The sequence below is a fragment of the Chryseobacterium sp. FP211-J200 genome, assembly GCF_001643375.1.
Taxonomy (GTDB): Bacteria; Bacteroidota; Bacteroidia; order Flavobacteriales; family Weeksellaceae; genus Epilithonimonas; species Epilithonimonas ginsengisoli.
Window position 1 is genome coordinate 81,498 of record NZ_LSHB01000016.1, and the last position, 14,740, is coordinate 96,237.

Annotated in this window: 9 protein-coding genes; 3 read left to right on the top strand and 6 right to left on the bottom strand. The window is 37.7% G+C overall.

From position 1 onward, the window contains the following. Window positions 1-2,544, top strand: coding sequence for a multicopper oxidase domain-containing protein (locus tag AXA65_RS06595; protein WP_096030810.1), 2,544 nt, complete (start codon window positions 1-3; stop codon window positions 2,542-2,544). A 362-nt stretch (window positions 2,545-2,906) separates the two neighbouring features. On the opposite strand, the gene AXA65_RS06600 is transcribed toward AXA65_RS06595, so the two are convergent. Next, window positions 2,907-3,140: a helix-turn-helix domain-containing protein gene (locus tag AXA65_RS06600; protein ID WP_056028936.1), complete on the bottom strand. Its 234-nt coding sequence runs from the start codon at window positions 3,138-3,140 to the stop codon at window positions 2,907-2,909. Window positions 3,141-3,527: 387 nt separating this feature from the next. Between AXA65_RS06600 and AXA65_RS06605 the strand changes: the two genes are divergently transcribed. Together AXA65_RS06605 and AXA65_RS06610 are read left to right on the top strand one after the other, a co-directional pair. Continuing rightward, on the top strand, window positions 3,528-4,343 hold the full coding sequence (locus AXA65_RS06605; RefSeq protein ID WP_056028938.1) for an RNA polymerase sigma factor: 816 nt from the start codon (window positions 3,528-3,530) through the stop codon (window positions 4,341-4,343). A 1-nt stretch (window position 4,344) separates the two neighbouring features. Next, the gene (locus AXA65_RS06610; protein ID WP_063969340.1) at window positions 4,345-5,439 is read left to right on the top strand and encodes a hypothetical protein; all 1,095 of its coding nucleotides are present in this window, start codon (window positions 4,345-4,347) and stop codon (window positions 5,437-5,439) included. 260 nt (window positions 5,440-5,699) lie between these two features. On the opposite strand, the gene AXA65_RS06615 is transcribed toward AXA65_RS06610, so the two are convergent. The 5 genes from AXA65_RS06615 to AXA65_RS06635 form a co-directional block, all read right to left on the bottom strand. Next, window positions 5,700-7,745, bottom strand: a complete 2,046-nt coding sequence (locus tag AXA65_RS06615) for a heavy metal translocating P-type ATPase (RefSeq protein ID WP_063969329.1) — start codon at window positions 7,743-7,745, stop codon at window positions 5,700-5,702. 18 nt (window positions 7,746-7,763) lie between these two features. Continuing rightward, on the bottom strand, window positions 7,764-9,020 hold the full coding sequence (locus AXA65_RS06620; protein WP_063969330.1) for an efflux RND transporter periplasmic adaptor subunit: 1,257 nt from the start codon (window positions 9,018-9,020) through the stop codon (window positions 7,764-7,766). A gap of 1 nt (window position 9,021) precedes the next feature. After that, window positions 9,022-13,386, bottom strand: a complete 4,365-nt coding sequence (locus tag AXA65_RS06625; RefSeq protein ID WP_086048097.1) for a CusA/CzcA family heavy metal efflux RND transporter — start codon at window positions 13,384-13,386, stop codon at window positions 9,022-9,024. 128 nt (window positions 13,387-13,514) lie between these two features. Then, the gene (locus AXA65_RS20440) at window positions 13,515-13,841 is read right to left on the bottom strand and encodes a DUF6660 family protein (RefSeq protein WP_063969331.1); all 327 of its coding nucleotides are present in this window, start codon (window positions 13,839-13,841) and stop codon (window positions 13,515-13,517) included. 166 nt (window positions 13,842-14,007) lie between these two features. Then, window positions 14,008-14,619 (bottom strand): hypothetical protein, encoded by a 612-nt coding sequence (locus AXA65_RS06635; protein WP_063969332.1) that lies wholly within the window; start codon window positions 14,617-14,619, stop codon window positions 14,008-14,010. Between the last annotated feature and the right edge of the window lie 121 nt (window positions 14,620-14,740).

The following is a 14,740-nucleotide window of genomic DNA, read 5'->3' on the forward strand; positions in this document are numbered from 1 at the left end:
ATGAAAAAGATAACATTAATAATATTCATCGTTGCAACGTACACCTTTGCACAAGCACAGGATATGAAAGGTATGGATATGAGTAAAAAAGAACAGGTTCAACAGGCAACTTATACTTGCTCGATGCATCCCGAAATCCACGCCACAAAACCAGGCAACTGCCCAAAGTGTGGTATGAAATTGATAAAAGAAAAGGCTAAAACGGTAAAGCAGTCATCAAACAAAAAAAATGATGAAATGCAGATACCTCCAAAAGAGCAGCCGAAAAAGGTGGACAAAATGAACAATATGTCTATGCCAAAAGAAAAGCCTCAAACCGTAAAAAGAATTGTAAACACAAAACCTCCAAAAACAGTTCGATACGAATTATATGTAACAGATACACTAGTAAACTATGCAGGTAAAGAAAAGAGAGCCATTGCCGTAAATGGTCAAATACCTATGCCCACGTTGACATTTACTGAAGGCGATACAGCCGAAATTGTCGTACATAACCAATTAAAAGAAAGTACATCACTGCATTGGCATGGTGTGTTCTTGCCCAATAAAGAGGATGGTGTGCCTTGGCTTACACAAAAGCCAATTAAGGCGGGCGACACTTATACCTATCGTTTTCCGATTATCCAACATGGCACGCATTGGTACCACTCACATTCGGGTTTGCAGGAGCAGATCGGTATGTATGGCAGTTTTGTAATGAAAAAGCGTGAGGATGATAAAAATTTTAGAGAAGGAATTGATGATTTGCCAACCGAACCCATCATTTTAAGTGAGTGGACAAACCTTAATCCTGATAACATTAACAGGATGTTGCACAACGCCAATGATTGGGCGGCTATCAAAAAAAATGCTACACAATCTTACGCAGAAGCTATCAAAGAAGGTCATTTCAAAACAAAAGTAACCAACGAATGGAAACGTATGCTGGCAATGGATGTTAGCGATGTGTATTACGATAAAATATTAATCAACGGAAATAATGCTACCGACTTAAAAACAGTTGATGGAAAAACACTGAAAGCAGGCGATAAAGTGCGGTTGCGAATATCAAATGGTGGGGCATCTTCTTACTTTTGGTTGCGTTATGCGGGTGGTAAAATTACTGTAGTAGCCAATGATGGTAATGATGTAGAACCAGTAGAGGTCGATAGATTAATCATTGCAGTTTCCGAAACTTACGATATTGTTGTCACAATTCCTGAAGATGGTGTTGCTTATGAATTTTTAGCTACAACCGAAGACCGGACACAATCCGCAAGTTATTTTGTAGGCAACGGCATAAAGCAGTTAATTTCCCCGCTCCCTAGATTGAAATATTTTGAGGGGATGAAGATGATGAATGATATGATGAAGATGAACGGAGATCTGGATGATATGGGAATGAAAATGAGCTTGAACCAAATGGATATGAACGTAGTAATGTATCCTGAAATCACAGGAGATAGTAAGCAGAAAGAAGACCATAGCCAACACAATATGAATATGAATATGGAAAATGATCCCAACCGTTATAATGCAAATGCTTTGGGAGAAATCAAAACCCTTAACTATGCAATGTTACAATCACCGAATAGTACTTCACTTCCTAAAGATGCACCTGTAAAAGAATTAAAATTTACGCTTACAGGAAATATGAACCGCTATGTGTGGAGTATGGATAACAAAATCCTATCAGAAGTTGATAAAATCCCTGTTAAGAAAGGAGAAATTTTACGCATCACAATGTACAATAACTCAATGATGAGACATCCAATGCACCTACACGGCTTCGATTTTAGAGTTATTAATGGCAAAGGTGAAAAATCTCCCCTTAAAAATGTTTTAGATATAATGCCGATGGAAACTGACACTATTGAGTTTTTAGCAAACGAAGAAGGAGATTGGTTTTTCCACTGTCATATCCTTTATCACATGATGTCAGGAATGAATAGGGTATTTGCAGTTGACGATTATCAAAATCCAAATTTGCCTGATAAAAGGCAAGCATATAATATGTTGCAAAGAGAAAGCAATATGCCACACTTTATGGCTCAGAACGATTTTGCTACCAATGGAAATGATGGTGATGCAATGTTTCAGAATGCAAGATGGAGCTTAGGTACAGAATGGCGTTTAGGTTATAATGATATGCATGGTTATGAAGTAGAAACTCATTTAGGACGATATATTGGTAAAATGCAATGGTTTATGCCATTCATCGGTTTTGACTGGAGGTATCGTAAAATGGGTATGGATGAACACGAAACCAATTTATTTGGACAGAAAAATGAAAAAGATACACGTAGAGCCATAAGTTTAGGTTTGATGTACACTTTGCCAATGCTAGTAAACTTTCAGGCGGAAGTCTATCACGATGGTATTGTACGTCTTTCCTTAATGCGTGAAGACATCCCCATTACAAAAAGATTGAGAGCAGGTTTTATGGTCAACACCGATATGGAATATATGACAGAACTAAAATATATTATTAATAAAAATGTGGGCATTCGTACACATTATGACAGTGATATGGGATGGGGATTTGGTATTTCGATTAATTATTAATTACTAATTACGGCGAGTTATGCTGTAATGTAAAGATATTAGCACACCTTTATTTTACGTTAAAACAAAATCCATCTTTTTGAGATGGATTTTGTTGCTATAATTTACAGCAATCATTAACAATCCCTCCTTTCTTTACTTTAGATTAACTCTTCTTTTTCAAATGCGTGATGCGGTGATGAAACCATGATAATCTAAATAAAGAAAGAACTTAGTCCAGAATTTCACTAATAAAAAATACCGATGATAATCGGTATTTTATTCATTTATAGTTTAAAAAATTGTTCGAGAGTAATTTTTCTATCCTCTTTTCGTCAAAATTAAAAATTTCCTTTAGAGAAATTACAACTATTCAGAATTTTTTAGTCAATTTTAAAGTTCAGCAAATCTTTAGGAGACACATTTAAACCTTTAGCTAAGTCGATTAAAGTAGTAAAAGCAAAATTTCTTTTCCCATTTTCAATATCACTTACTGTACCTTTAGTAATTTTACTACTATTTAGCACAACCTCGTCTTGGGTAAGTCCTGATTTAATTCTTAAATCTTTAACGTGTTCACCAAATTTTTTTAGTATTTCATCTTTTAAAACATCCATTTGCTAACATTTTATACAAAGGGCGTAATTTTATTTGCAAATTTTGTTACAAGTTCTTGTAACAAATTGGAAATTTCTTATATTTGAACAAATTAGTTATAAAGGTAATTTTGTGATAGTCAAAGAAATATAGAAGCTATTGCTTTAGATTCTCGACTGGAAAACTGGCACTTTTCAAAAAGCAACGAGTTATTAAGTAAATGTGCCCACGACCTCGGCAAGGGCTCACTTATCGTTGCTCGGTATGCCAGTACCACCAGTCGGTAAGTTGAGTTCCACGCATTCTTTTTGGCAATATGTAGTGAGATAATGTTTGAATGTTGCAGATAATTCATATAAAGATCTAAACAATTCCTTCAGCAATAATTTAATTAAAATTCGCTGTTTATGAAAAGAACAAACTCTTTGCCCCGAAAGTTGACCAATCTTCAGTTGTATGAACTGCTAAAAAAAAGCAATCCGACCGCTTTGGAACATCTTCATCTGCGTTACAAAAGACTTCTTTTTTGGGTTGGATGGCAGGTGCTTAAAGATGATTTTGTAGTGGACACTATTGTTCAGGATACCTTCCTCAAATTGTGGCTGCACCGCGACACCATTGAAACGCCTGATCATATTACAGGATTTTTACGGTTTGTAATGAAAAGGGATTGTATATCGTATGTTACTGCTCCAAGAAATAAATTCAACCGCTTAATGGCTTCTCTTGACAGTTTTGAGAATTATCAGGATTATCTTGCAGGTTATGACCCGCTAAAAGATAAAGAGTATCTTCTCAGTCAGGAATCCGATCAGAAAAATTTCGATGAAGTTAAAAAGGTTTTACCCGTTCTGGATCCCAAAAGAAAACACCTGATTGAACTTTGCTTGGAATATGGCTTTCAGCACAAACCAATCGCAGAAGCAATGGGAAGCAGTGTGAAAGATATCAGCAATGAGGTGAGCAGAGCTATAAATGACCTTCGGAAAATTCTTAATAGAAGTTCTTCTGAGCAGCCAAAGGGAAAAGCTCTCGATAATAAAAAGCAGTCAGAAAAACTCAGTAGTCAACAACTCGATATTTTGAAAAGAAGGTTTGAGCAGAAATCTTCATTTGCAGTTATTGCCCAAGAACTCAAATTACCTGAAAAGGAAGTACATCGGGAATTTCTGTATGCATATCAACATTTACAAAATCAAAACACTTCTGAAATACCTCTTTAAAATGGAAAAATCCACGATGACATTGACCCGAAGAATTCAGCTACTGATTGATCTTCCTGCAAATGAACAAAAAGAGATGTGGGAAAAACTCTACCGGTATCAGAACCGCTGTTTCAGAGCTGCTAATTTTATTGTTTCCCATCTGTATGTTCAGGAAATGATCAAAGATTTCTTTTACCTCACAGAAGATATCCAATACAAACTTGCTGATGAAAACAAAGATAAAATGGGAATATTCACCCGTTCGAAAACACACACAACTGCACGTATGGTTTTTGATCGCTTCAAAGGAGAAATTCCTACAGATATTCTGGGAAGCCTGAACAATACGATTCAATCAACCTTCTCTAAAACTAAAGCCGACTATTGGCAGGGAACAAAATCATTGCGAAACTTTAAGAAAGATATTCCAATTCCGCTTCCGGTCAAATGCATCAGCAAAATGAAGTATGATCCCGAAAAGAAAGCATATAGCTTCAATATGTTTGCTATTCCTGTTAAAACGTATTTGGGAAACTACTACTCTGATAAGCGAGTGATAATGGAACGCCTCTTAAGAGAAGAGATAAAGCTTTGCACATCGCAGATCCAGCTGAAAGCCGGAAAGATCTATTGGCTTGCAGTATTTGAATTTGAAAAAGAAGAACATAAATTAAAACCCGAAATCATTGCAGAGGCTTCCCTGTCTTTGGAACACCCGATAGTGGTAAAGGCCAACAATGTGCGAATCAATATTGGCTCGAAAGAGGAGTTCCTGTATCGCAGGCTTGCTATTCAGGCAAGTCAGAAAAGGATTCAAGACGGTATCGCCTATACCCGTTCAGGAAATGGAGTTAAACGCAAACAGAAAGCATTGTATAAGACAGAGAATCTGGAAAGCAGATATGTAAGTCATCGGCTTCACCTTTATAGCCGTAAACTTATCGATTTCTGTATCCAGCAACAGGCAGGCACATTGATTCTTAAAAATCAGGAAGATAAAATAGGCATTGCAAGAGAACAGGAATTTGTGCTTCGCAACTGGAGTTATTATGAATTGCAGACCAAAATAAAATACAAAGCAGAAAAAGCCGGTATTGAGTTAATTATTGGATAGAAAAAATAACGAGGGTGCTTGTACACCCGCAGGGTGAGGTGTTGAACACTCACTAAATACTCAGTGAGTATATACAACGGCGTGGGCTCTTTTTTTACTTATGTTTTAAAATACTTCAAACGCTCATTAATAAATTAAAGGATTACTTCAGGGTAATAACTTTTATATTTAAGGCTCAACCATCTAGTTGAGCCTTAAATATGAATTACAAATGTACTTTTACAGCATCTCTGTTTTTTAAATACTTATAAATAGCATTATTAAAAAGTCATTCTTTGAATTCTGACAGCATTTAATATAGCTAATAGAGCAACTCCTACGTCAGCAAAAACTGCTTCCCACATTGTTGCTAATCCACCAGCTCCCAAAACCAGTACAATCGCTTTTACAGCAAAAGCAAGAAAAATATTTTGCCAAACAATCTTCCGGGTTTGCTTTCCGATATTGATTGCCATCGGTATCTTGCTTGGCTTATCGTCTTGAATGACTACGTCTGCGGTCTCAATGGTTGCATCACTTCCCAATCCGCCCATTGCAATACCTACGTCGCTCAAGGCAACAACAGGGGCATCATTGACGCCGTCTCCCACAAAGGCAACTGTTTCATTTTGTGATTTGATCTCTTTTACTTTGTTAACCTTATCTTCCGGCAGCAGGTCACCGAAGGCGTTAGTTATTCCCAGTTGATTTGCAACAAATTGTACAACAGTGCTCTTGTCTCCGCTTAACATCGTAGTTTTTACACCTAAAGCTTTAAGTTTATCAATGCTCAGCTGTGCATCGGCTTTTATACTGTCTGCAATAGTAATGTAGCCTGCAAATTTTCCGTCATATGCGATTGCAATTATTGTATAAACGATCTGCGTAGGGTCAAGATCATATTTGATATTGAACTTATCCATCAATTTAAAATTTCCCACAAGCAGATCTTTCCCGTTGATATTGGCTTTCAATCCGTGCCCAGGAATTTCTTCTGTATTTTCTAATTGTATAGAATGGTCGATTTCGCCGACATATTGATGGATTGCCGTAGCGACCGGATGGGTACTTTTGCTTTCTAAAGCATTTACCATCTTCAGAATTTCATCTTTATTAAATTCAGATTTTAAAGTAACTTCCTGAACTTTAAAGACGCCCTCGGTCATTGTTCCGGTCTTGTCCATTACCACATTTTCAATATTGGCGATAATGTCTAAAAAATTACTTCCTTTAAACAGTATACCGTTCTTTGAAGCTGCGCCAATTCCGCCGAAATAACCTAGAGGAATGCTAATAACCAAAGCGCAAGGACAAGAGATCACTAAGAACACTAATGCTCTGTAAAGCCAGTCACGGAAAACATAATTTTCCACGAACAGATATGGTAGTAGGCATATCAGTACTGCGAGTCCGACGACAATGGGTGTATAAATCCTTGCGAATTTTCGGATAAAAAGTTCGGTAGGTGCCTTCTGAGCCGTCGCATTTTGTACTAATTCCAGAATTTTGCTCAACTTACTGTCTTCGTAAGCAGTTGTCACTTTTACCTGAGCAATAGTCTGTAGATTGATCATTCCGGCAAGCACACTCTCACCTTTGTTTTTGGTATCAGGCTTACTCTCACCAGTTAATGCAGCGGTATTGAACGATGCGGATTCACTTACCAACTCTCCGTCCAGAGCCAGCTTCTCTCCTGATTTTAGCTGTACAATATCCCCAATTCTCGCCTGTTTGGCAGGGATGATCTTTGGTTGGTTACCTTCAAGAATGGTCACCTCATCAGGACGCTGATCCAACAATGCTTTGATATTATTCTTTGCTCTCGAAACAGCAAGTGTCTGGAAAACCTCTCCTACACTGTAGAAAAGCATAACAGCAACCCCTTCCGGATATTCACCGATTGCAAATGCACCTATAGTAGCAATGCCCATTAGAAAAAATTCCGAAAACACGTCACCTTTGGCGATGCTTTCATACGCTTCTTTTAGAACGGGTAGACCGACAGGCAAATAAGCCACCGCATACCATACGATCCGTACCCAGCCTTGAAACCACTCCTGCGGAAAAAAGTTATCCAGTACGATCCCTATCAAAAGTATAACCAGAGAAACAATTGCTGGTAAAAACATTTGAAATGTATTTTTCTCACCATCGTTATGGTCATGTTCATCATCGTCACTGTGCGTTTCAGATTTATTATTCTCTGTAGAGCAGCAGCTATCATTATTAAGCAATTTTTTGGCACCTGCGTCTTTGTAAATTTTGCCTTCCTGCGCTGTACAACAAAGCTGGTTTCCTTCCTCGTCGTAAATATGTTTGTGTTCCATTACAGTTATTTTAAAAATTTAATCTTCGTGTTCACCTGAATTACTTAGCTTAGCATTGACAAAAAATGCGCCTTTTACTACTATTTCAGCATTTGCCGGAATTTCATTGACAGCTGTAATCGCCGTGTAACCCATATCAGAAGAACCTTTCACAACTTCTATCTTTTCGAAATTAGTCATTTTTTCTTCTTTGTTAGATATTTTCTTTTCATTTAAATGTTCATCTTCTCCCTCTTCTTGATGCTCTTCAGCCTTTTTGTCTGTTTTGATAAAAATGAAATATTTGCTGTCCGCTTCTACAATGGCTTCATTGGGAACCGCAGGCGTGGTACTTTTATCGAGACTTACGATTCCTGTGATATTCATTCCGTCGATCAATCCGGATTTGTTTCCTGTTACAGAACAGTGAACGGAGATTGTTTTGCTGTCGTTTTCAAAGGATGAACCAATGCTGTAGATTATGGCATCGTACTCGGTTTCAGGATTATTTGTTAATTTAAAATGAACGATTTGTCCCACTTTCATTTTTGGCAGATCCTTTTCAAAAACCTGCAAATCAAGATGTAGGGAACCATTATCTATAATTTCCGCAACGGGCGATGAGATGTCAACGTAACTTCCAATTTGTGAGGAAATAGTACTTATCGTTCCACTGATTGGTGATGTGATAACTAAACCGGATCGCAAATTTCCATTATTGACATTGGCGGGATTGATGCCCATAATCTGAAGCTGTCTCTGCAAAGATGATCTTTGTGTTCTGAGGGTTTTCAGTTCAGCATCTGAACTCTGAAGGTTCTTCTTTGCGCCGGCATCATTATCAAATAATTCCTTTTGTCTCCTGTATTCTTGTTCTGCAAATGCAATCCTGCTTTTCACGGTCAGGTATTGCTCTTGCAACTGAATGTATTCCGGATTTGAAATGGAGGCAATTACCTGTCCTCTTCTTACAAAATCCCCGATCTGTACATTCAAAGTTTTAATAATCCCACCATACATTGATGTGACGGTCGCTTTATTATTGTTCGGAACTCTAAGTGCTCCATTGGCTTTGATGGTAGAAGTCAATTCCTTCATCTCAATCTTTCCTAGATTGATGCCAACCGCTTTAATCTGTTCTTCAGACAGGCTTGCTATGGTCTGTGGAACCTCATCACCGTGTTCTTCTGCCTGCTCAGTTTTGATTTCGCTTTCCGATTCTGTGTTGGCCTCCTTCTTTTCACAGCTCATAAGAATAACAAAAACGAAAGCAGTATAGATGATATTTTTTTTCATATTATTTATTGATTAAAGAGTTAATGATGACTACAGACTGATTGACCTGTTGAATGGATTCCAGATACTTTAGCTGAATATTGGTTGCAGTCTGCAGAGCGAAAAGATATTCGACGTAGGAGATTTCTCCGGTTTTGTAACCGAGCTGACCTGCTTTTACAATTTTTTCTGCATTTGGAATAGCCTTACCTACATAATATTCATATTGCTGCACATCCTGCTTATATTGCTCTAAGGCATTCTCAAGTTGAACTGTCAATTGCCTTTGCTGGAGTTTTGCGTTCGATTCTGCCATTTGCCTCTGATAATCCAAAGACTGGATTCTCGCTTTCGTCGCTCCAAAAGTCAAAGGAATTGAAATTCCAAGATTGGCAATGTGAAATCGCTTTCCTGCATCAAAATATTTTTCCTGCCCATTGAGTGTATGAAAACCTATGATCGACTGGTTCGTGTAACCCAAACTGAACTCAGGTAAGCCCTGCGATAGCTCTACGTTTTTATTTTTATCGGCAATTTCCATTTCCTGATAAAATGCTTTGACGGTTGGATGGCTGGAAATCGCTGTACTGTCAAGAACATATTCCGCTTTCATCGGTTCATAATTTTCTTTAAACAAAACCTTTATATCATCGTCTGTATTTAATAGTGCTTTCAGATTTTTGTATGCATTATCAAGATAAATTTTATTCTGATTTAGCAATAGACCGATCTCCCCTTTCTGAGTTTCTGCTGTACTGATTTCAATTTTTTTGATGTCACCTGCATTGAATCTGACAGTGGCTATCCTGATAAAATCCTGATAAAGGCTGTCGAGCTTCATCAGTTTGGTCTGGTTGTAGTGCAGATATTCAATCTGGTAAAAATAAGTTCTGACCTGCCTTGCAACTTCGTTGGCGGTGATGTCTTTACTGATCTGTTTAGCTTTAATCTCTTCTGCAATCAGGTCTTTTCTGGCTTTAAACAAAGTCGGAAATGGGATGCTCTGCGAAATGGAAAACGACTGATCGAACTTCGGACTGCTGTATTGACCTAACTGTGCATTGAAATTCATTTTTGGAAGTTCATTAGCGGTCGGTTTCAAGGCCTCGGAAACTTTAATATCCAATTCTTTCGTTTTTATTGAATAACTATTGCTCAATGCCATTTCTGTAGCCTGTTCCACAGAAAGTGTTTTTGTTGTTTGAGCATTCAATGTTTGTCCGACAAGTAGAAATCCTAACACGATAATTGTTGTCAAAGATTTCATCTTCATATTTTTAATTCTGAAGTTACTGTTGAAAATGATGTAAAGAATCGGTAGAACAAATAGCGTTAGAAACGTCGCAGTGATCAAGCCACCTATTACCACCGTTGCCAAAGGTTTCTGAACTTCTGCTCCAGCTCCTGTCGAAATTGCCATTGGAAGAAATCCTAATGAAGCCACTGTTGCGGTCATCAGAACTGGCCGAAGTCTAGTTTTAGTACCTTCTACGACACGTTTCATAAGATTTGTTTCGCCCTCTTTTTCCAGCTGATTAAATGTTCCTATGAGGACAATTCCGTTGAGAACAGCAACGCCAAACAATGCGATAAAACCTATTCCGGCACTGATACTGAATGGCATATCTCTGATCAATAAAGCGAAGATCCCGCCGATGGCACTCATTGGAATGGCCGTGAAAATCAATGCAGCCTGTTTGAAAGAGCGGAATGTAAAATACAGTAAGAAAAAAATCAGAAGTAAAGACACAGGAACAGCAATCAGCAGTCTCTTGCTTGCAGCCTGCAGATTCTCAAACTGTCCGCCGTAGGTGAAATAATATCCTGAGGGCAGCTTTATTTGTTGTTCAAGTCTGCTTTGAATATCATCGACTACACTTTCTACATCCCGACCTTTGACATTAAAACCTACAACTATTCTTCGTTTCCCTTCTTCTCGACTGATCTGTGCCGGGCCGAGTTTATAGCCGATATTAGCCACTTGAGAAAGTGGGATCTGGTTTCCTGTATTGGTGGATATCATCAGATTATTGACATCATCGATATTGGTTCGGTGAAGACTGTCGAGTCTGACTACCAGATCAAAACGTCTTTCGTTCTCAAAAACCTGACCAGCAGATTTTCCTGCAAAAGCTGTACTTAAAGTATTGTTAACATCCTCAATACTTAATCCATAGTTTGCCATTCTTGTACGGTCGTACTCTACATTGATCTGTGGCAGCCCGCTGATGCGTTCAATTTGTGGAGCAGTAACCCCATCAACAAATTGAATGACTTTGCCAACCTTATCTGCGTAAATTGCAAGGGAATCCAAATTTTCACCAAAGATTTTCACCGCCACATCCTGACGGATTCCAGTCATCAGCTCATTAAAGCGCATTTGTATAGGCTGGTTTTTCTCGAAAAATACACCGGGAATCAATTCTAGTTGTTCTGAAATTTCGTCCGCTAATTCATCATAAGATTTATCACTTTTCCATTCTTTTTGTGGCTTTAAAACAATGATCAGATCTGTAGCTTCAAAAGGCATTGGGTCGGTAGGTACTTCGGCAGCCCCTGTTTTTCCCACCACCATTTTTACCTCATCAAATTTTTTGATAATTCTAGAAGCCTGCATTGAAGTCTCAATGCTTTGCGACAGGGAGCTTCCTTGAGGCAAGATGCAATGAAAAGCAAAATCGCCTTCCTGTAACTGTGGGATAAATTCGCCACCCATTCGACTGAATAAAAATAGGCTCACTGCAAATAAAAGTACCGTAACGGAAACAATTATAACCTTGATTTTGATAGCTCTTTTTAGTAATGGCTGATAGACACCCTGTAGTTTATTCATCAGCTTATCTGAAAAAGTTTCCTTTCGTGATATTTTTTTTGATAAAAATAATGCGCTCATCATCGGGATATAAGTCAGCGATAGGATCAAAGCTCCCAAAATAGCAAACCCTACTGTTTTTGCCATCGGTGTAAACATTTTCCCTTCAACACCGACCAAAGTTAAAATAGGAATGTAAACGATCAGAATGATGATCTCGCCAAATGCCGCACTATTTCTGATTTTTGAAGCAGAAAGAAAAACTTCTTCATCCATTTCAGTTTGCGTCAGTTTTTGAGTAGATTTCCGTAATCCTAAATGGTGAAGTGTTGCTTCCACAATGATGACAGCTCCATCGACAATCAATCCGAAGTCGATTGCGCCTAAACTCATCAAATTGGCACTGACCCCAAAAACATTCATCATCCCTAATGCAAAAAGGAGCGATAACGGAATAGCTGATGCAACGATCAATCCCGCTCTTAGATTTCCTAAAAATACGACCAAAACAAAAATAACAATCAATGCACCTTCAATCAGGTTCTTTTCCACTGTGCTGATTGCTCTTCCAACAAGATTTGTCCTGTCCAAAAATGGTTCTATTACAATATCATCCGGCAAAGATTTTTGGATCGTAGGAATTTTATCCTTAATCAGGTTTACAACTTCATTGCTGTTGGAGCCTTTTAGCATCATTACAATGCCGCCAACAGCATCTACATTACCATTGTATGTCATAGCTCCGTAACGAACTGCACTTCCAATACGAACATCAGCTACATCCTTAATGAAAATAGGGACATTTCCTTTGTCATTCTTGACTGCTATATTTTTAATATCCTCGAGAGAAGTTACGACACCTATGCCACGGATAAAATAAGCATTCGGTTTTTTGTCTATGAAAGCACCTCCTGTGTTCTGATTATTTTTCTCCAATGCAGTAAAAAGGTCTGTGATGCTGATCCCCATTGCTCGGAGCCGATTGGGATCGACAGCCACTTCATATTGTTTCAGTTCCCCTCCAAAACTGTTGACCTCCGCAACTCCCGGCGTTCCGTTCAGTTGTCTTCTGACGATCCAGTCCTGCATCGTTCTGAGCTCCTTAGATGAATATTTTTTTTCACTTCCTTTCTTCGGATGCAAAATATACTGATACACATCTCCTAAGCCCGTACTCACAGGAGCAAGTTCTGGCGTGCCAACACCTTTTGGAATTTCTTCTGAAGCTTCTTTTAATTTTTCACTGATCAGTTGGCGTGCAAAATATATATCGACATCTTCTTTAAATACCACGGTAATGACAGAAAGACCGAATCTTGAGATACTTCGAGTCTCTTCAATATCTGGTATATTGGCGATGCTTTGCTCAATGGGGAAAGTGACCAGCTGTTCCACTTCCTGACCCGCAAGTGTTGGACAGACAGTTATGATCTGCACTTGATTGTTGGTGATATCGGGCACAGCATCAATGGGCAATCGGTTTGCGCTCCATACACCCCATAGTATCAGTAACAAGGTCATTATTCCTATGACGATCTTGTTGTTGATGCTAAATTTTATGATTTTATCTAACATTTAATTTTAATTTTATTGAAATTGCTTACGAATTCAACATAGCCACAAAATCCTGTAAAAAGTACAGTAATCGTAACCATTAAAGACACTGCTTTACGGCAAAATCTTTAAAAAACTGTCAAAAAAAATTAAATCTTAGGGGGTTGCCAGATATGGTCATAAACCTGATAGGCAATGTTATTCTTATGAAAAAGAATTTTTTTGGAAAAATAGAATTGAACCTGCAAAGGAATTTCCAGCAAAGGCTCTGCCTTAAATGCAATGACACTTACGTGGCTACAGTTGCACATGCAAAAAGGAGAACAAGTACCATCATTACTACCCGGCTGGGAATTTTCGGCACTTATGGAAATTTCACTATGATGACCTACAAAAAGCTGCGTTTCAACATCACTGCAAGGAATGATAAGCAGTGCTATGAAATAAAATGTTAATAGAAGTCTCAAAATTTTCACTTCACAAAAGTAATAAATTTTAATTTATGTTTTACTTTTAGTAAAAACTATCTTATAAGGAGTTGGAGGTGTAATTCACAAAGAACTCAAATAGTCGATACAATACATTACCTCATTTTTTTCTAATTACCAAATTAACTTAACCCTCCAACTGCTTGATAATTTTTTAATAATTTTTCTTACTCGCGTTATATCCATCTTTAAACCTCAGAAAGTCCTCTGCTTTTTTAGGATTATTCTTAATCCACAATTGCATAACTTGAGTATTTTCTCTCAACATTATTATCTCATTTTTATCATAGATTTTTTTTCCGTCATCAGCAATTTCATTTAAAATATCTTGGCGTAGTTCACTTTTGGCTCTGATGCTTTCTTTGTACCATTTGGTTGAGAAATTAATTGAGGCGATCAGTACAAAAATCGCAAAGACAAAAACTCCAATTCCGCTCCAAATAAATTTCTTCTTCCATCGTATATCCTTCCCTAAACCTTCCAAATAATCTTTAGTTTCTTTTGAAAGAACCATTTCTGTCTGGGCAGGAATACTGGCAATTAATTCAGTTATTTTGGCTTGCACTAATTTGAAAAAGACCACAGTTTCATTATTGATCGACTGTCCGTCTTCCAAGCATGTCTTTAAGTCATTCAATAGAGTCGTATGATCTTCAATGGCAAACTGAAGTTTGATATTTTGTTCAATATTTTCCGTATTTGATTTGATCACGTTTTCTAAAAGTTCCATTCCGTTACTTTTAGATTCTTTATTTTCATTTTCCATATTTATTATTTTAAATTTTTAATTATCTTCTTAATTTTCGCTTCTTTTTCCAGAGTTCATCTTCGTCCTGAGAAATATAGGTTGGATTAAGGAAGTCACCGAATAATCCGCCTGCAATTTC